At 63.4% G+C, this 19353-nt stretch carries 10 protein-coding genes, 1 tRNA gene and 6 pseudogenes; 8 read left to right on the plus strand and 9 right to left on the minus strand.

Annotated features, from left to right (window positions below):
• Positions 1 to 20 precede the first annotated feature (20 nt).
• Positions 21 to 94: transfer RNA gene (locus QFZ69_RS00115), tRNA-Gly, on the minus strand.
• Positions 95 to 795: 701 nt separating this feature from the next.
• On the opposite strand from QFZ69_RS00115, the pseudogene QFZ69_RS00120 reads away from it, so the two are divergent.
• Positions 796 to 1974 (plus strand): annotated as a pseudogene (locus QFZ69_RS00120) (IS3 family transposase).
• Positions 1975 to 2086: 112 nt separating this feature from the next.
• On the opposite strand, the pseudogene QFZ69_RS00125 reads toward QFZ69_RS00120, so the two are convergent.
• The 4 genes and pseudogenes from QFZ69_RS00125 to QFZ69_RS00140 all read right to left on the minus strand — a co-directional run.
• Positions 2087 to 3252, minus strand: a pseudogene (locus tag QFZ69_RS00125) (IS1380 family transposase); the annotation flags it as partial.
• Positions 3253 to 3728: 476 nt separating this feature from the next.
• The gene (locus tag QFZ69_RS00130; protein ID WP_306999834.1) at positions 3729 to 4223 is read right to left on the minus strand and encodes a hypothetical protein; all 495 of its coding nucleotides are present in this window, start codon (positions 4221 to 4223) and stop codon (positions 3729 to 3731) included.
• A 239-nt stretch (positions 4224 to 4462) separates the two neighbouring features.
• Entirely contained in the window at positions 4463 to 5026 is a 564-nt protein-coding gene (locus QFZ69_RS00135) for a hypothetical protein (RefSeq protein ID WP_306914698.1), read from the minus strand.
• A 252-nt stretch (positions 5027 to 5278) separates the two neighbouring features.
• Positions 5279 to 6352 (minus strand): hypothetical protein, encoded by a 1074-nt coding sequence (locus QFZ69_RS00140; RefSeq protein WP_306999836.1) that lies wholly within the window; start codon positions 6350 to 6352, stop codon positions 5279 to 5281.
• A 1124-nt stretch (positions 6353 to 7476) separates the two neighbouring features.
• Here QFZ69_RS00140 and QFZ69_RS00145 point away from each other — a divergent pair.
• Positions 7477 to 8736: an IS256 family transposase gene (locus QFZ69_RS00145; protein ID WP_306919544.1), complete on the plus strand. Its 1260-nt coding sequence runs from the start codon at positions 7477 to 7479 to the stop codon at positions 8734 to 8736.
• A gap of 284 nt (positions 8737 to 9020) precedes the next feature.
• Positions 9021 to 10244, plus strand: a complete 1224-nt coding sequence (locus QFZ69_RS00150) for an IS110 family transposase (RefSeq protein WP_306912914.1) — start codon at positions 9021 to 9023, stop codon at positions 10242 to 10244.
• 15 nt (positions 10245 to 10259) lie between these two features.
• Here the strand turns inward: QFZ69_RS00150 and QFZ69_RS00155 are convergent, their stop codons facing one another.
• On the minus strand, positions 10260 to 10589 hold the full coding sequence (locus QFZ69_RS00155) for a hypothetical protein (protein WP_306999838.1): 330 nt from the start codon (positions 10587 to 10589) through the stop codon (positions 10260 to 10262).
• Between the two features lie 672 nt (positions 10590 to 11261).
• Here QFZ69_RS00155 and QFZ69_RS00160 point away from each other — a divergent pair.
• The 3 genes and pseudogenes from QFZ69_RS00160 to QFZ69_RS00170 all read left to right on the plus strand — a co-directional run bounded on the left by QFZ69_RS00160 (position 11262) and on the right by QFZ69_RS00170 (position 13410).
• A pseudogene (locus tag QFZ69_RS00160) lies at positions 11262 to 12655 on the plus strand (IS1380 family transposase).
• Positions 12656 to 12781: 126 nt separating this feature from the next.
• Positions 12782 to 13065: pseudogene (locus QFZ69_RS00165) on the plus strand (hypothetical protein); the annotation flags it as partial.
• A gap of 198 nt (positions 13066 to 13263) precedes the next feature.
• A complete protein-coding gene (locus QFZ69_RS00170) occupies positions 13264 to 13410 on the plus strand; it encodes a hypothetical protein (RefSeq protein ID WP_306914708.1) in 147 nt (48 codons plus the stop codon).
• A gap of 210 nt (positions 13411 to 13620) precedes the next feature.
• Here QFZ69_RS00170 and QFZ69_RS00175 read toward each other — a convergent pair.
• Together QFZ69_RS00175 and QFZ69_RS00180 are read right to left on the minus strand one after the other, a co-directional pair.
• A pseudogene (locus tag QFZ69_RS00175) lies at positions 13621 to 14612 on the minus strand (patatin-like phospholipase family protein).
• Between the two features lie 555 nt (positions 14613 to 15167).
• On the minus strand, positions 15168 to 15470 hold the full coding sequence (locus tag QFZ69_RS00180; RefSeq protein WP_306914710.1) for a hypothetical protein: 303 nt from the start codon (positions 15468 to 15470) through the stop codon (positions 15168 to 15170).
• A gap of 451 nt (positions 15471 to 15921) precedes the next feature.
• Between QFZ69_RS00180 and QFZ69_RS00185 the strand changes: the two are divergent.
• Together QFZ69_RS00185 and QFZ69_RS00190 are read left to right on the plus strand one after the other, a co-directional pair.
• Positions 15922 to 16086: pseudogene (locus QFZ69_RS00185) on the plus strand (AsnC family transcriptional regulator); the annotation flags it as partial.
• Between the two features lie 250 nt (positions 16087 to 16336).
• Entirely contained in the window at positions 16337 to 17509 is a 1173-nt protein-coding gene (locus QFZ69_RS00190; RefSeq protein WP_306914712.1) for a choice-of-anchor L domain-containing protein, read from the plus strand.
• Between the two features lie 613 nt (positions 17510 to 18122).
• On the opposite strand, the gene QFZ69_RS00195 is transcribed toward QFZ69_RS00190, so the two are convergent.
• Positions 18123 to 19232 (minus strand): IS110 family transposase, encoded by a 1110-nt coding sequence (locus QFZ69_RS00195; protein ID WP_306914714.1) that lies wholly within the window; start codon positions 19230 to 19232, stop codon positions 18123 to 18125.
• Between the last annotated feature and the right edge of the window lie 121 nt (positions 19233 to 19353).

Here is a 19353-nt window from a genome sequence, read left to right on the forward strand (position 1 = left end):
GCGGCGGCGGTGCTGGAAAATGGAGCGGCTGACGGGAATCGAACCCGCGTATCAAGCTTGGGAAGCTAGCGCTCTACCATTGAGCTACAGCCGCGTGGGGACCGGCCAGAATCCAGCCATGGTCCCGAACAACGAGATTCACATTACCTCAGTCTTCGACTATCTCGGAACCACGATGCCGGCGGGCTCCGCGCGGCCCGGACATCGGCATTCATCGCAGTCGGACGGGCGAGTTCTAGCGATCGTTGCAACACCCCCACGTAATCGGGAGTTGCAACACCCATGGGGTCACCGTCAGGAAATAGTTCTTCCAAAAAGAAAAAAATTCGCCGTCAGCGGAGAAATCGGCGCCCCTTGCCGGTGCGGGCGGCCAGCGTCATCAGCAGTCCTATTCCCGTGCTCAAGGCAGGATTTCTTTTCCGCCGTTGCGCGCCTGGGGACGGTCGCGGCGGCGGCCAGGGAGCTCGACATCAATAGGAGCACCTGCCAGAAGTGGGCGAACGCTGCCGGGATCAGGAGTCAACGCCAGTACACCCAGGCCGACAAGGACCGGTTCTATGCCGTCCTAGATCGGACCGGAAATATCGTGGCCGCTGCCAGGGAACTGGGGCTGAACATCAGCACCGCGAACACCTGGGCCGGCCGGGTCAATCCAGCGGCCGGGAAGCCACGGACCACCGGAACCGTGAAAGCCGGGCCGGCACAACGCCACCCCTCCGCGGTGGTTTGAGCTGCCGCGGAGATCTCGGACAGTGGGCCCCTTAAAATGAGGGTCTACCGAAAGTAGAGATCAGCATGACCGCATCACGCAAGCGATTTACCCAGGAGTTCAAGGACGAGCTGTGCCGCGAGGTGATCAGCACGTCCAAGCCGATCAAGGACGTGGCCCCCGCATACGGTGTCGGCCCCGAGACGCTCCGCAACTGGCTGGTCAAGTACCGCGAGGCCAACGGCGGCACGGAAGCGGATCTGACGGTGTCGGAACGGGCCCGGCTGAAGGAGCTTTAGCGTGAAGTTCAAGAACTGCGGGCGGAGACTGCCTTCTTGAAAAGCCAGCGCTTACTTCGCGCGGGAGCAGCGGTAGTGAGCAAGTATGAATTCATCGATTCCCAAAAGGCTGAGCCCGCCAATCTGAATTCGGTGGTGAGAATGTGCCGCTGGCTGGCCGTCTTGACGTCCGGTTTCTATCACTGGGCCACACGTGCGCAGTCGGCCACGCCGGCCCGCCGCCAGGCCCTGACAGCGCGGATCCGGCACTACTTCGAGGAGTCCGAGGGCACCTACGGGTACCGGCGCATCCGCGCCGATCTCGCCGCGGAACAGACCGAGTGCTCTCCCGAGTTGGTGCGGCAGATCATGCGCTACCAGGGCCTGGTGCCTGTCAACCACGCCCGATCCGCATCACCACCGAGGCTGACGCTGAGGCAGCCGCGGGCATGCCCGACCTCGTCAAGCGGGACTTCACCGCCGACCGCCCCGGGGTGAAGTTCGTCGGCACATCACCTACATCCATACCTGGCAAGGGTTCGTCTACCTCGCCACCGTCATCGACAGCTACTCGAAGAATGTCGTGGGCTGGTCCATCGCCGATCACATGCGCACCGAGCTCGTGGCCGATGCGCTCAAGAACGCCGCCGCTACGACCCGGATCGAGCCTCTCGCGATCTGGCACTCCGATCGGGGAAGCGTCTACACCTCGACAGATTTCAGGGCCCTGGTGACCGGGCTGGGCATGCGCTCGTCGATGGGGCGCACCGGCGTGTGTTGGGACAACAGCATGGCCGAATCGTTCTTCTCAGCGCCGAAAAACGAGCGTGTGTATCGGACCGTTTACGCGACTAAATCACAGGCTCGGAGCGACGTCATTCGCTACATCGAGGGTTTTTACAACAGCCGCGCCGTCACTCCGCGCTCGGTTACCGGCGGCCTAACGAAGTCCACTATGGTTATCAACAGCCAGCCTTGGCAGCGTAGAAGAATCCACTAATTCTGCTGTCCGAAATCCCCGCGGCAGCTCAGGGGTGTTGATGCCGGCTGAGGCGCCGGTCTGATGTTGGGGAAGGTTCCGGGCATGCAGGAAGCCCCCGTTCGCGGCGAAGTCGAAGAAAGGCAGCTTGCCCAGGCCGGTGTTTTTCAGGGTCTTGATCCGGTTCTCGCACCTGCCGCGTGCCGGTGTCTGGCGTCAAGGAACGGGCCGTGCCAGCTGGGTGAGTTGGTCAGGAACGCGGTGATGCGGTGTCCGTCGATGTCCAGCAGCGTCGGTTGCGCGCCGGGGTGCAGGGGCTCGGCGCGCAGGTAAAGGTTCGTTCCCGGCGGGTAGTCGGTGAGCGGGATGATGTCGGTGGCGTTGATGACCCAGGCATCGGTCCGGTCGTTGCCGGCCTGGTCCAGGGCCGGCTGCCAGTTCTTCTTGTCGTTGATCCAGTCGACCATGTGGGCTTTGGCCGCGGGGACGGGGTAGGAGACGGAGAACTGGGCGTTCCGGCTGTGCAGGTACCAGAGGAACTTCCTTGAGGCTCCGGCGCTGTCGGTGCGGACCAGGACGTTCTCTCCGGCCAGCGCCCCGGTCTCGTCGAAGAATCCTTCGGGCAGGCCGGACACGGCGGTCTCGAAGACGCGGATGTGGTCATCGGCGCTGTTCGCGCCGGCGTTGCCGGGCCGCAGCAGGCAGGCGAGGATTTCCCCGGTGCCGTTACCGGCACCGTAATCGCAGGACGCGATGAAGGGGGCGAAGCCGTAGCCACCTTTGTAGGTGCCGGCGACGTTTTCCTTCTCCGAGTGTGAGGCCACGAGGGTGGCGTCCAGGTCCAGGATGAGCGGATCCGCCGCTGTCGCGGACAATGCCGGGTTCCGGTTCCCGGCCGCTTCCCGGGCCGTGGAGCGCAGTTGCCGGGTGAGGGTTTCGATGCCATAGCCGAACAGCTCGGGGTTCGTCACGGTCCGTTCGAAAAACCGGGACACCGTCGCGTTCGAGGGCAGCTGGCCGAAGACCCCCGGTGAGACCCGCAGGATGTCCAGATCGGACACGTGTTCACCTCCGGCGGCCAGCATCGCCGCCAGAGAACCGACCAGCCGGCCGGGCCGGTGCGTCGCGCCTGCGGGAACGAACTGGCCCAACCGGTCCTCGCACAGTGCCCCGAAACCCAGGGCATCCATGAAACCGGTCAGGACCTTCACCCCGGCGTGGGAGACCAGCGACTGGCCGGTGAAAGTGACCGGAACGGACGGAAAAACACGGGTAGACTTTTGCATCGAAAGGGTGCTCCTTCACTCGGCAAATAACGGTCTCGACAACCACTATTTTCCCAGTTCAGAGCACCCTTTCCCTGCTTAAACACACCCTCTCAGCGACCCGCCATGAAACCCCCGGGCTAAGCGATCACCGCCGAAGTGTTCTTCCACTGGTCACATGGGCAGTCCGACGGCCCCGACAACCTCCCGGCCACGGCCGCCGAACCCCCGACCCAGGATTGCAAACCGTACCCCGGCTGGTGTGACTTTTCGTTGGGAATGGCGGTTATTTCACAGTTGGGAATGGCGGTTCTGCCGGACGTCGCCTGATCTCCGTAGTCCTTGTGGTCACGGGTCTGTAGACGTTGGGGTCAGCGGTCGGGGTGCGGCAACAGCCGGGGATTGAACGCGGAGGAAGGAACGCCGGCATCCGTTATGCGCGGAGCCGGCCTGGTCGTTCCGCCCTGGTTCTTTTCAAGAGGCCCGGGTTCGGACGGTTAGGGCGTGCTGGTCAGTTGCCGTGCTCTGTTGAGGGCCTGCTGGCATGCCTGTGCGAGATGCTCGCGTTGGCCGGTGCTGCGATAGAGGTCCCGGGCCCATTCGAACTCCGCGGCAGCTTCCCTGTACCGGGCTTCATCGAAGAGCCGCCCGCCGATCTGACGGCGGACCAGGGCTTCCCTGGCCGGCGTGCGGGCCAGGCGCAGGGCCTCTTCGTGCAGCCGGGTGGCCTCGTGCCAGGAGTACTGCCGCTGGTAGGCCTGGGCAAGCACGAGCAGTGGCCGGAACCGGTCCGATGCCCCTGCCAGCAGGTCCAGCCCCTCCGTAATCGCTTCCTGGGGCCGGTCCAACAGGCACAGAATCCAGACCCGTTCCAGCGCAGGGCACTGTGTCAGGCGGTCCTCCATGACGGCGCGGTCCAGGACAACATCCCGCAGCGTAGCAGGGTCCGTCCGCCAGATGTCCCCTGGTGGCTTCACTTGACCGGACGTCACAGGCCTTCCCCTTTCCCCGGGCTGACGGAATTGCCGGGACCAGCGATGCCAGCGGTCCCTTTCCAGTATTGTGCCGTAAACCGTTCCGGCCCGCAGATATAGGTCTGCAGCGGAGCCGGCGTCTTTGGCGCCGGGGAAGAGCGAGACTGCGTGCTAGGTCCGCGAATCGCAGGGCTGATGTCAGTAGTCACCGTCGAATGCGGACCAGGAACGATGCGGGGCGGAGAAGGAGCCGGGCGTCAGGCCGGGTCGTCGGGGGCGGGCCGGGTGCGCCGGCTCCGGCGCATCAGAACCCAGGCCAGCGCAGCGGCAAGCAAGACCAGGGCGGCGAGGATTTGCCACCACGGGGCTGCCGGTTCCTGCGCCGGTTTCGCCACCGACTCGGTGGGGGGCCCGTCGTCCGGGAAAGTAATTCGGGTCTGGGCTTGTCGTTCCAGGAGTCCGCTCTTCAGGGTGACCCGGGCGTTCCATGGGCCGTTCGGTATTTCGCGGGGCACCGAAAAGTCCGCGGTGCGGACCTCGCCGGGGGCAAGTGTCGTTTGCTGTTGCAGACCGAACGGACCGGCGGAAAGTCCGCCCGGGCCTGCTGTCAGGCTGAGTTCGCCGGTGAGGTCAAGAGCTCGTCCCCCTGAGTTGGTGACTACGGCCTTTAGTTGGGGGTTGCCCTCAGTGTCCCGGGCAACGGTGACTGACGTGATGGTGAAATCGGCGGCTTTGCCGCCGCCGGGACCCACAGACAGATAGATGCGGACACCGACCCTGTTGACGGCGATGACTCCGCCGGCACCTGCAGTACCGCGCATCTCGGCCCAGAAAACGCCATCATGTTCGCATCAGCAAGGCCGGCGATTCCGCGGGTTCCTGAGGCCGGCCACCCGAGCCTGTCAGAACCTTCTTGGTCTCCCGGCCGTTCCTCGCTGCATGCGATAGCCGAGGTCGTAGCGGGGATGGGACGAGGGGATGGCGTTTCCGGCTCGTCTTCGCTGGGGGCGCGGTAGTCATCCCATCGGAGTGTGCGCTGAGCGCCGCCACGGCGACACGCTCCCTCCCGGGTATCAGCAGTTGGGTGAGTCATACTCGTAGGCCCCCGAATCGGCGGCAGCCGTTCCGGCGCAGTCGCCGTTCTGGGGCACTGCCCGTCCGTCCAGATCGAAAGTGGAAAAGCCGGTTCCGGCGCGGTCGATCGCCGGGCTGGTGCCGGTCAGGTGGAGATCGACGGGCGCGTTCACAAAGCGTGCCGGAGCGCTGGTGGACGTGCTGTTAAGCGGCACATTGATCGGACCGTTGAGGACATTCTGCCGTTCGGTCCACCCGGAGCCGTTAATCCACAGTGAGTTCTTCACGCCGACGAGGATGTTGGCCCGGATCACCGTCGATGAAGGGCACGTCGCGTGGCACACAACCGCCTGCGACTGCGGACCGTTCAGATACACCGTATTGAACTCAAAAATAGTGCCCTTGGTGGGTCCGAACGAAGTCCCTGTTCCCCGGGCTATCAGGCCCGTAGTCTCGGAGCAGTTCGCACCGCAGGTTGCCCGAACAAGGTTGTAGCGGAAGATGTTGTTGTCCGCTGTTCCTGTGGACCTTCCGAGCTCGGCGAAGTTGTTGTTTTCCCGGGCCACATTGTGATGAATGTAGTTGCGGTTGCCGTTGTAGATTTCGACTGCGCTGCCGTCGCGGTTGTAATCGTAGGAAAGCGCGTTGGATCCGCTCACCGTATTTCTGGAGACCTCGTTGTCGTTGCCATTGATCAGCACGCCGAAAGCGCCGGAGTCGTCACTGCACTTCACGGCCTGGGGCGTTCCGCAGTTCGTTCCTTGCGTTTTCACGTTCATGATGTTGTTGTTCGTCAGCGTGTTGCCGGTGTATTTACCGAAGTCAGACCCGCTTCCGGCCTTAATTCCAACTGCATTGTTGGAGGCGCTGGAGTTCCGGACTATGTTGCGGTCACCCGTGACGCTGATGCCTGCATAGCCGCAGGCGACACCGCGTAGCCCGTCAACAATCGTGTAGTTGCCGTTGATCCTGATGCAGTTCCCGGACTTGCCGCCGGTTACAGTCGGAGGGTTGCCGGTTCCGTAGCCGTTCAAGGTGATGGGAGCGGTGGAGGTCCCGCTCTGGGCGGTCACAATACCCCCGAACCACGTGTCGCCCCTGCGGAACCTGACGGTGTCCCCCGGTGCGAGGACGACGGAATTAACTTTTGTAAGCGTTTTCCACGGCGTCGAGCTTGACCTTCCCGAGTTGCTGTCGTTCCCTGCGGCACTGACGTAGTAAGCGGTACCGGCAGCCGAGGCCGGAGTCGGAGTTCCTACCAGCAACCCGCCGGCGGAGGAGGGCGGTCATGAATACGGCTGCGGCGACAGACTTAATCTTCATGTGCGTCCCTGCGATTCAAGAGTGGACGAGCTGATCAGCTAAATCCCCTAAATGCATGAAAGCAGCCAGAACCGATCTGCCTTGGAGCAGGACCTCCAAGGGGGTGGAACTAGGAGCCTATTGATTCAACTGACCACGCGCGTTCTTGCATCTACGTTGAGCGCGTCCCAATATCTGGCAGCTAAGCCCGATACCCGACGCCCCTTTTTCTTCGGTAACAACTGGTATGCCGCGACCGGCACCACCACCAGACCAAGGTCGGCTACTGCACTGCAAGCACCAGAAATGTTTGCTACTCAGGCACCCTAGACGTGAGACCTTGGATAAACCTAGGGCAACCCGGCGGCGTCCTTCCGGGGCCCATCCACGGGGTATCGATCGCGGCAAAGCCGTTCATGGAGCATGGACGTTCCTCCTCTCTGTAGCGGAAGCATGCCACCGGCGCGGCGCGGCGCGGCCTCGGACCTCAGTCCGTGGAGGCGCGGAGGCCCGCTCCTGTCGGCGTGTAACCGCATACCGCGACGCATCCCGGCCCGAAGTCATTCCAAGGGCTCGCTCGAAAGCGCCTCCCCCCACAAACGCCCCGAGCGTCTGCCACGGGCAGAATGAGGAAAGCACCCATTAACCACCCTCAAAAGACCCCATTTGCACATCGTTTGAGGGACCCTGACTGATGGTTGGAAGGCTAATCCGCGGCTATTTACTGGGCAGGGTAGGCCCACTCCCAGCCGCTGGCGACGCCGGAGGGGCGCCAAATGAGTGTTCCCGCGCCCGGTGGCACGTCGAACGGGACTGTAATTTAAACGGTGTAACTCCAGAGAATTAGGAGGTTGCCGTGACTGATGTGATTAGTGATGTGACTGCTGCGACGAGCATGGTTGCGCCGGCTCCGGCGGACGCGCTGGATGAGCAGTTGGTGCAGCAGCTGAGTGAGCGGGCGCGTGCGGAAGGCCTGCGGCTGACCGGTGAGGGCGGGCTGCTGTCCCGGCTGACGAAGATGGTCGTGGAATCGGCGCTGGAGGGCGAGATGGAGGACCATCTGGGCTACGCCCGGCACGATCCGGCTGGCAGGGACGGCGGGAACTCGCGGAACGGCACCCGGTCCAAGGAGCTGTTGACCGAGGCCGGTCCGGTGCAGATCGCGGTGCCGCGGGATCGGGACGGCTCGTTCACCCCGGAGCTGGTCAGGAAGCGGCAGCGCCGCCTGTCCGGGCTCGATGACCTGGTCATCTCGCTGTCCGCCAAGGGACTCACGTACGGGGAGATCTGCGCCCACCTGGCCGAGGTCTACGGCGCGGAGGTCTCCAAGCAGACGATCTCCACCATCACGGAGAAGGTCTTGGAGGGTTTGTCGGCCTGGCAGAGCCGACCGCTGGATCCGGTCTATCCGGTGATCTTCATCGACGCGGTGATCGTGAAGATCCGCGACGGGCAGGTCACGAACCGGCCGATCTACGTGGCGCTGGCGGTGACCTGCGAGGGCACCCGTGACATTCTTGGGCTCTGGGCGGGCGAGCACGGTGACGGGGAGGGGGCGAAGTACTGGCTGCGGGTCCTGTCCGAGATCAAGAACCGCGGCACCCAGGACTGCCTGATTGTGGTCTGTGACGGGCTCAAGGGCCTGCCCGAGGCCATCGCCACCGTCTGGCCGCAGACGATCACCCAGACCTGCATTGTTCACCTTTTGCGCAACTCGTTCCGCTACGCGTCGAAGAAGGACTGGTCCGCGATCGCGAAGGACCTCAAGCCCGTCTACACGGCGGCGTCGGAATCCGATGCCCTGGACCGGTTCGTGGAGTTCAGCGAGAAGTGGGAGAAGCGCTACCCGGCGATCATCCGGCTGTGGACCAACGCCTGGGCCGAGTTCGTGCCCTTCCTGCAGTTCGACCGCGAGATCCGCACGATCATCTGCACGACCAACGCCATAGAGAGCATCAACGCGCGCATCCGGCGAGCCGTGAATGCCCGCGGACACTTCCCCACGGAGCAGGCCGCGCTCAAATGCGTCTATCTGGCGGTCATGAGTCTGGACCCCACCGGGACGGGCCGACAACGCTGGTCCAACCGCTGGAAGGCTGCGCTCAATGCCTTCGAAGTCACCTTCGACGGACGCCTGTCCGCCGGCAAGAAATAAAATCAAAACCAGTTACACCGAAAACTTGACGCTGATACTGGAAGGGTCCGGGAATGCAGTGACCCGATACTTGACTGGCGGCCCCCTTCGGGGGACCTGTCCTTGACCTGATTTGTCCTGCGTTCCCGGGACCAGCCGTGGGCTCTGCCGGTTCATGACCTCATAGGAGCATGACCGATCCCATGACCAGTTGGCCCTGCCATGGTGCGCGTCCCTTCAGCGTCCTGTCTGCGGCCGACAGGGCCAACGGTGACAACCCGAACCGTTGCTTGGAAGGACACCATATGCCACACGCGAGAGCGGATGTCGACGCGGCCGGACGCGTCGCCGGGGTCGACACCCACACCGACACTCACACCCTTGCCATTCTCACCGAGAACGGCGCGGTGGTCTCCACCGCGACGTTCACGGCGGACAGCCGTGGCTATGCCGCGCTCATCGATGCCGTAGCCTCAGCCGGCCCCGTCCGGGGGATCGGTGTCGAGGGCACCAACTCCTACGGCGCCGGCCTGACCCGGGCCCTTCAGTCCGCCGGACACACCGTGCTGGAAGTCCTGCGCCCTACCCGGCAGGTGCGCCGGATGAATGGGAAATCAGATCCTGTCGACGCAGTCGAAGCTGCCCGTACGGTGCTTTCCGGCCGTGGCATCTCCATCCCGAAAGACACCAACACCGCCGCTGAATCCATCCGATTCCTGCTCGGCGCGCGGAAACGGTTCGTCTCCTCCATGACCTCGATCTCCAACGCCATTAAAGGGCTGCTGATCACCGCTCCAGAACCGGTCCGCGCCAGATACCGGGACCTGGACACGGACGCGCTGCTGCGCCGTCTGGCCAGTAGTCGTCCTGGATCCGATCTGGCCGGCCCTGAAGACGCCGCCGGGCTGGCCCTGAAGACGATGGCTTGCGCCCACCAGGAGCTCTCAGACCGCGTCGCCGGCATCGAGACGCAATTGCATGAACTCGTCCAGGCGCACCACCCAGCATTGCTGGATGTCTACGGCGTCGGGACCCTGGTCGCCGCGCAACTCGTCGTGACCGCGGGCGGCAACCCAGAGCGGATCCGCAACGAAGCGTCGTTCGCCGCGCTCTGCGGCGCCGCGCCAATCCCGGCGTCCTCCGGGCGCACCACCCGCCACCGGCTCAACCGTGGCGGCGACAGACAGGGTAACGCCGCCCTCCACCGCATCGCACTCGTCCGAATGCGCCACGACCCCAAAACCCGCGCCTACGTCGAGCGCCGCACACAGGATGGCAAGAGCAAGAAGGAAATCATCCGCTGCCTCAAAAGGGCCATCGTCCGAGAGATCTACCGCATCCTTACCAGCCCAGCAGTAAGGACGGTCCAAGCCGACCTCCGCGCCATTCGCACGAAAAAGAACATCACCCTCAGTCAAGTGGCCGTAGCCTTAAGCACGTGGCCCGCCCGGATCTCCGATATCGAGCGCAAAGCCCGGCCGCTGCCCGAACTCGCCGATCGCTACAGAAACTGGCTCGCCACCGCTTGACACACGATAGGAGCATCAGACCCCGTCGAACGCCATCTTTCCGACGATCTTTTCGCCAGGACCGATCTGCGACGGGACCCGCTCCGCGGGCGTGATGCAGTTAATGTTGTCGATTCGGCCGTTCACTGTCGTGCCACCGCTAGTGATTGCCTTCCAATCGACGATCGTGGTGAACGGTTGGTACGGGTCCTGGGCCAGTTCCGGAGTGGTCGTGATCTCCATGTCCATCACAACGGACTGGCCCTGTTGGGCGTCGAACATGTACGACTGGCACGCCGCATTGGGGGTGATGCCCTTGACGGTGATAGTAACGGTTTCGACGCCCTTGTACTTCAGCTGGAGCACGTCGCCCACATGTGCGACGAGATTACCTCGGACACTCTTGGGTGGGCCCGTAGGTGTGGGCTTAGGATTCGGCGTGGCGGTTTTGCTTGGCGTCTGACTTGGGCTTGGAGACGCTGACGTCGACGGCGCCGCTTCACTGGAGCCCCCACACGCTGCAAGCCCAAATACCGACGCGCTGACCATCGCAGCGCACACAATTCTTCTCATACAAGCATTCCCTAATTATTCGAGCGCGAAAGCCCGCGCAGGCCGGGGGACAGGAAGGGCGGACAACAAATGTCGACCTTCATGGACTGGCTCTCGAGAGTCCCCTCAGCATCCGAGCCCAGTGAACGCTCACGCTGGGTTGCCTAGGATTCGCGTCCGCCAGTACCCAAAATGAAGGTCCGCCACGACCGGTCCAGTCTGGAACAATATTGGTACAGCCCTTCTGGAAGATCCTTTGGATCGGGCTTGTTCCTGTCATCTCCGGCCGGGTCCGCATTTTCGCCGGCCGCCGGAACCGGTGCTGTCGAAAGGGCCAGCCGAATGAGTCATAGGACCGGCGCTTAGCCTCGATCCACCGGTCGGGTTGAGGTTGGAGCGGCGGTTTAAACGGAGAATGCCTGTCGGATCGGCAAAAATGGGGTTTGTCTAGAACTCCGTTTGGCCAATCCGAGAGGCATCTCGTAGGTGCAACTTTTCCATAGATCCACGCGCGTGTCAGCCGCGTTCGATGATTCCAATCTCGTGTCGGCCGCAGGGCTGGTCCCGGCGATGGCGCTGGCGATGAAAACCTGCCTGGGCGAACTCGCTGATCAGTGGCTGACGCTGCCCGGATACTTCGGCGCAAATGCGGGGTTGAAGGTCACTGCGATGGTCGCGGGCATGGTCGCCGGGGCCGATTCCATCGATGACATGGCCTTGCTGCGGCACGGCGGGATGAAGAAACTCTCGCCGGCGCATATGCCCCGTCGACTCTGGGATCGTTCCTGAGGGCGTTCACTTTCGGCCATGTCCGCCAGCTCGACGCCCTCGCGGCCCGGTGGCTGGTGAACGTCGCCGCCGTGGCCCCGATCGCCTCCGGTATCGATGATTACGCTTTGGTCGATATCGACGACACCATCAAGGAAGTCCACGGCTACCGGAAACAGGGTTCCGGATACGGTTACTCAGGGGTCCGGGGATTGAACGCGCTGATCGGGATCCTCTCGACCGCGACCGCGGCGCCGGTCATCATCGGCGCGAGGCTGCGCAAGGGAAGCTCCGGGTCCCCGCGCGGGGCGGGGAAGTTCATCGGTGACATCCTTGCCACCGTGAAACGGCTGCGTGGCAAGGACGCCACCGGGCTGGTGCTGCTGCGTGCCGACAGCGCGTTCTACGGCCACTCAGTTGTCGCCGCTGCCCACCGCGCAGGCGCAAAAGTGTCCATTACCGCCAGGATGGACCCGGCCGTCAAACGCTCCATCGCCACCATCAACGAGCAGGCCTGGACCACAATCCAATACACCGACGCAGTCCGCGATGAAACCACCGGAGCCTGGATTTCCTCGGCGGAAGTCGCCGAAACCGCCTTCACTGCCTTCGTGGGCCGAAAGAAAGCCGAACGCATCCACGGGCGCCTGGTCGTGCGCCGGATCCCGGAACTGAACGCCAAAGCCAGCGCGGGGCAACAGACCCTGTTCGACACCCACCGCTTCCACGCCTTCTTCACCACCAGCGCCCTGGACACCGTCACCGCAGACAAAACCCACCGCCAACACGCCATAATCGAGCAGGTCAACGCAGACCTCAAAGACAGTGCCCTGGCGCACCTGCCCTCGGGAAAATTCACCGCCAACGCAGCCTGGCTGGTCCTGGCGGCCATCGCCTTCAACCTCTCACGCGCCATCGGCACCCTCGCCAGCACCGACCTGGGCAAGGCACGCAGCGGAACCATCCGCCGAAAAATCATCACCGTCCCCGCCAGGATCGCGACCTCGGCACGGAGAATCATCCTGCACCTGCCCGCCAACTGGCCCTGGGAAACCAGCTGGTCAAATCTCTTCGAAGCGGCCTGCGGGCCACCACGGACCGCCACCATCTGACCACCCAGCCGACTCGGCGCAACCAGGACCAAGGAACACCACCGGCAGCAAGGCCGGCAACCCCGTCATGCCCATCGACCGAACCGGACCCAGATCAGAACGACCCTGCCCCATCAAACACAACCGGTGGATCGAGGCTTAGGGGGTGCGCCCGTTCGCGACCTCGAAGCAACAATCGCCTTTTTCACCGACCTCGGGCTCCTGGTCGTCGGCCGTGACACGGTCAGCGGCGAGTGGACCGACACTGCCGTCGGAACTGCCGTCGGACTTGATGCAACCACGCCAATATTGCGATGCTCCAGACCCCAGACGGTCATGGTCGACTTAAGCTCTTCGAATACATCCACCCCAAAGCGATCGAGTCGAACCCAACTCGTCCCAACGACATCGGCATGCACCGCGTGGCCTTCTAGGTCGACAACATAGACAAAGCCCTTGAGGTAGCTGCCAACGGTTCCCGGCCCCCCGGGCGCGTCGGCGGCCTCCCCCGCTGGCGCTCCTCCGGCCGCCGATCAACGCTGACGCGGGCGCAGCACCCACGAGAGGGGCAAGGACTCCGCCGGGCTACAGTGAGAAGGCAACGGACCCCACTCACGCCAGGGAGCAGCATGAGCCACGACTTCATCCTCACGGACGAGGACGCCGCACCCGCTGGTGCAACCCACGCCCAGGACGTGCTTGAGCTGTCCATGCTGACCATGCAGCAGGGGCCCTCCATTGTTGACATTTCCTGGGAAAAATCCCCGCTGAACTAACGATCAGGCAGCGACGACGCTGCCCCACGGGTTTCCTTTTGCTGAGGGAAAACTGAGGCCGGCCCCTGACATGCCGGCCTCACCTCGTTTAGTGCTCCCAAAGGGCCCAGGTCAGGGCGCACGAAGGTAGCGTGAGGCATATCGCGCCCATCGGCCTCCGAGGCATTAGCAGGTCTCGTCACGCCTACCGGGTCGACTGGTTCGAGTGCGTCAGCACCAGAATTCGGTGAGCTGCGCGGCAAGGGCTCTGCCTTGGTTGTAACCAGCCCGGGCAGCGGGAGGACGCAGCGACAGATCCATCGCATTGGCGCCGAACATGTGCTCGGAGTTGCTATCCGGGAAGATCGTTTCGACTCTGCTGCCGTGTGCGCGTAGCTCGTCGACCTGTGCTGCAAGATGCCTGCCCCACTGCAACGGCGTCCGTTTTCTGCCGCCGAATGGCGACAGCACCAGCACTCGCCCGTATCCGGCTGCCAGATCAGCATTCTCGTTGCGTCGGTAGCCGCCGTCGATATATCGGTTGTCCCCGATCCTGTATGCGAAGCCACTGGCACAGCTGGCGGCGACAGCGTCCACCAGGTCGACTCCGCTATGGCGGTCGAACACGACCGGTTCACCGGTATGGGCATCGACCGCCGTGATGAGCACCGTTCGTTGCGGCCAGCGCTGACTGGGCAGCCGCGCGGCGACGGTAGCGCGCCACTGTGTTTGCCCGGAACCGTCCGACGCCGCATCCATGTCGAGGCCACCGCGCCCATTCTGCGGCGCATGTCAGCCGCATCCTCAGCGGCGGCGATGATCTTGCTCGTTCTCTCCATCTGATCCGCCGCCGGCCTGATCGGAACGTGTCCACCGTCAGATCCGACCGGACCGGTCCGTTGCTGGGGCGCCGCGGCCAGGATAGCGGCAAGCAGTTCGGTTGGGGTCGCGCCAACCACCTGGGCCGCGGCCGTCGATCCGGCCGACGTCCCGATGACCAAATCAGCGTCGGTCACATCCAGCCCGGCATCGAACAGGCCGGCGATGACGCCGATCAGCCACGCGTTGCCTGTCGATCCGCCGCCACCGAGGACCAAGGCTCGCTCGCCCGCGGCGCGCACCCGCTTTGTGGCGTCGACCTGCGGCTGATCCTGGTCAGACCTCGGCCGGTCGGAGGCCGTCGTCGAGGTGAAGCGCAGAGCTAAAGAAGGTGTCGTGTTCATGGGAGTCGCCTTTCGCGAATTGCCTGGCGGGCGCTCCCTGCGGCGACTACTTCAGTCGCGCGATCCCGGACTCCAGGGAGCACCCATTGCGGATACTGCATACATGGGTCTCACCTCCTGCCGATGGATCACGATTACCGGAAAGCTATCACGCCGGCGACGCGGTGCGCCACCGGCATCAAGCCGAGGGCCGGCCGTCGAACGCTACACCCTCCTGTGATGGGCACCCAAAGGACCTCGCTCCGCTCGGGCTGCACAAGCGATTCCTATGTCATTTTTGACTGCTGTCCTGAGGATCATACATACCCGCTCCGCCGGGCACAGCTACGCGAAGCTCCGCCAGCAGGCAAAAACATGGCGGGGGAGAAGGGACCCCGGTAAAGGTGCCGCCCCGCCCACGTGAAAGGAACAACCCATGAGCAACAGCAAAGCCCGCAGACCCGACCCGGGAATGACGACTTCCAAACGCCTCGGCCCCTAACCATAGGCTCAGGAATCCGTTGACAACATCATTGAGAATCCTTATGGGGAACCCTCACCGCTCAACCCGTGGCGCTAGATGCCGGTGAGCTGCTCTCGGCAACGGCCGTCAGGGAGCCGGCCTTCGGCTGAGACCCAGGCGATGACCTCTTCCATGCGGGCAAGGTCCTTGGGGGAGGGGTAAGGAACGGGTATGGCGCCGGCGGCCGCCAGGTGTTCGGCCTCGAGTCCCGGATCCTGGCGGCGGGCGATCACCAGGTGGTACCCGACGACGGCGGGATGAACGCGCACGAGCTCAGCAATGCGTTGCCGGCTCAGTCCGAGCCGGTACATCAGCACCCATTCCGCGTCAGGAGCGCGCCGCAACCGCCTGTCCACAATGGACCCCATCCTGCCACGGCCCACCCACAAGACGGGCGGGCACCCCGGGGACCAAGACACAGCTCTCGGGCGTCCGCTGACGCGGCCGGCTGTTGGGTCCAGTGCTGTCCGTCGCAGCCGGCCATCCCTGGCCCTGCTGTGTCTACGACGATGCTCCTATAGGTGTCAAAATCAACAAAGTGAACGTCTACTCGGGTTGTCCGGGACACACCTAAATTTTCTTTTGCCGAGGAAACACCGCGAGGGGAGGGCCACGTGCCGGCAAGCCGTTCGCGGAGCTCGAGGGCGGCCGTGTTCGGGTAGCGGTTCATCCTTCCGGTTTCCGGTACGGTGCCGTCAGGATCTGCTCACGGTCATCAGGCTCGACCATGAAAGTGACCTGAAGCGTTGCAAGATACGTTGGAGCCATTGGGATTTCTGCTCAACTTCTACTGTTTGAGATGAAGAAATGATCACCCCGAATCCCCGTATCCCCGACTCGTTGGACGCCAGGATCATCCTCGCCCTCGACGAGGACCCGGAAGCCAGCGCCTTGGCACTTTCCCGGACGCTCAGCCTCGCACGGAACGCGGTGCATGCGCGCCTGACGAAGCTGGAGCGCGGCGGGGCCCTGGTCAACGAACTGGCCGTCGCCCGGATGCCCGTGCGGAACGTGTGGCTGGTGACTTCCAGCTACTGGAAAGAGTTCGGCAGCGAGTAGCCCGGACTGAAAGACGGGTACCGTCTGCGAAAAAAGCGGGTACAGGGAAGCCCCTCACCACGCTGGTAGGCCTCTTGTCCCCGGGCATATGCTCTCGACCACGTCTCGCCGCGCAAAACAGAAATCACACCGCTCACTCCACGCTCAAAACCAGGAGGCCCCCATGAAAACCCTCACCACCCACCCCTGTGTCCGTATCGGTGTCGTTGCCGTTGCCGTCGCCGCCTTGGTCAGCGCGCCGGCAGCCGCCATGGCCGTCAGTTCCGTCACCGACCTCACCGTCCAGACCTCGACCGGTCTGGCCCAGTCGCTCGTGGGCGCCGGTGTCACCATCAGCAACGTCGTCTACACCGGCGGCACCAACGCCTCGGGCACCTTCGCCGGCGGTGCCACGACAGTCGGCTTCGACTCCGGCGTCATCCTCACCAGCGGAGCGGCCGCCAACGCCCTTGGGCCGAACAACAACTCGGGGACCACCACCGCCAACGGCCTGGCCGGGGATCCCGACCTCACAGCCCTGTCCGGTGTATCCACCTTGGATGCCAGCGTCCTCGAATTCGACTTCACGCCCAATGCGGACACTGTGTTCTTCCAGTACGCTTTCGCCTCCGAGGAATACCTCGAATACGTGGGCTCCTCGTTCAATGACTCCTTTGCTTTCTTCGTCAACGGAGTCAATTGCGCGGTGGTCGACGACGGCCTGGGCGGCACCCAGCCCATCACCATCAACAACATCAACCCTGGGAGCAATGCCGGACTCTTCGTGGACAACACCGACGCTCACCTGAACGTCCAGTACGACGGGCTCACCACCGTCCTGACCTGCATGGCTCCGGTCAACAACGGCGTACCCAACCACATCAAGCTGGCTATTGCCGACGGCAGCGACTCCGTCCTGGACAGCGCAGTCTTCCTCAAGGCGGGATCCTTCTCCACCACCCCGCCGCAGGGCCAGGGCAAGATAACCGGCGGCGGACGCCTGAGCGAATCCAACGGCCACGTCACCTTCGGAACCACTGTCACTTTGGATGACCAAGGTCTTCGGGGAAACCTGCAGGTCAACGACCACAGGACCGGCGACAAGTTCCACGGCTATTCCGTCGACGCCCTGAACGTGGTGGACAAGACCGCAAGCTGGTCCGGTGACGGACGCTGGAACGGCCAGGATGGCTACAACTACACGGCCACGGTGACAGATAACCGCAACGGCAATTCGGCCAAGAAGGGCTCCCCCGACACGGTCAAGATAGTCATCAAGGATTCGGGCGGCGCAACCGTTTGGGAAAACACCGTGCAGCTCCTTGAACAGGGAAACCTGACGGTCCACCAGCCATAGGCAGTCCGGATTTGTCCGGACGGAGCCAGCAAGTCCAGACAGGAAAAAAGCCCAGCGGGTCCAATGAACTGCTCCCGGAAGTGGACTAAGAAATTCAGTTCCGACTGGATTAACCCCTAAGAACCAAAAAGCCCCCGGAATCAAGCAAGGATCCCGGGGGCTTTTTTCTGTAGCGGCGGGGAGGCTCGCTCTCCCGACCTCAGATTATGAGTCGTCAGCTGATTCGGCCAGAGTATAGGGATGCTTCGCCAACCAGTATCCATTTTGTAGCCAACCCTTTTCCGATAGCCATTGCCATGGCTGCGCAACCGGCCCGTTTAGCAGTGCATCCACAGCCCTGGCGGAGGACTGTGCATCGTGGACGGAGAGTGGCGCATAACGTCAGGCGTGGTGACAGCAGAGCTTTGCCGCATCACCTCGAGCGTCCCGGGCCCCGTGGCTGAGCGAATGGATGAAGGCTCCGCAGGCCGCGAAGGCGACGGTGGCGGCAGCGAATTCATTGGATTAGTCCGAGAGACTCGCTCCTCGGTTAGATATGGCAGCTCGTTCATGCTCTGCCTCAATGCCGTGAGCCGGGGCCCGCAGTGCTCGTCGCGTCCTTAGGTGGCAAAGCCTAACCCTCTGCGGCCGTGATCGTCAGACCGAGTGTGGTGCGCTTTTGGCGCAGATCGGTGTTGGCTGGGGCTGCCTGGGGGTTGGTGATCTGGCGGTAGATTTCCCGGGCCGCGTAGCGTTTGAGGCAGCGCATGATTTCCCGTTTGCTCTTGCCCTCCGCGGTGCGTTTGGCCACGTAGTCTTTGGTCCGTTGGCACGATGCCATGCGTACCAGGACGACCTGATACAGGGCGTGGTTGGCGTTGCGGTCGCCGCCTCTGCTGAGCCGGTGACGGGTTGTTTTGCCGGACGATGCGGGTATGGGTGCGACCCCGACGAGGGCAGCGAACTGGGCCTCGTTTCCAAGGCGGTCCGGGTTGTCTCCGACGGTGACCAGGAGCTGGCTGGCTACTTCCGTTCCGACACCTGGAAGGTCACAGAGCATCGGTGCATAGGTGTCGAGGATTTCCTGGAGCGCGGCGTCCGCGGTGGCGATTTCTGCTGTGAGTGAGTGGCATCGGGTGGCCAGGGCTTTCAGTGTCAGCAGGCACACGTACTCGGGGTCAGCCATATGGCCTGAAGGTCGGATGCGCTGCAGGGCCGTGATCATCGCGGAGGTTCCGAGCCCTCTGTATTTTGCCCGGAGTTTGTCCGGGGCTGAAACGAGGAGGCCCTTGATCTGGTTGATGGCTGCGGTGCGGGCCTTTAGGGCCGATGTGCGTCCGGCGCGCAGGATTCGCAGGCATTCAACGGGACCGTCTTTGGCTTTCGGGACCGATGTGGTCCGGCCTTCGAGTACTGATTGGGCGGCCTGGTAGGCGTCCAGCGGATCGGACTTGCCCTCCAGCCGGCGCGCTGCCCGGTTCGGCCGGTTCACCTCCAGCACGGTCAGGCCTTCACTGCGCAGGATCCGGGAGATCTCGGCTCCATAGGATCCTGTTCCTTCGACCCCTACGGCGGTGATTGTGCCGTGGCTGGTGATGAACTCCACGATCTTCCGGTATCCGGATCCCACGGCCAGGAATTCCCGGTCCGCGAGGGGCTTGCCGTGCTCGTTGATGACGGCCACGTGGTGTGTGTCGGCGTGAGTGTCGATACCGGCGATGATTTTGGTTGTTTCGGTTGTCAAGATGGAAGTTGCCCCCAGTCGGATTGATGGCTGATGAGTGGGGCGCGGGCCAGGTGGGCAGACAGAACGGTAATGGGACTGGTCGTATCAGGCTCCTATGAAGTCATGTCCGCCTGGCTCG

Origin of the sequence: Arthrobacter sp. V1I7 (genome assembly GCF_030817015.1) — a bacterium.
In the GTDB taxonomy this organism is placed as follows: domain Bacteria; phylum Actinomycetota; class Actinomycetes; order Actinomycetales; family Micrococcaceae; genus Arthrobacter.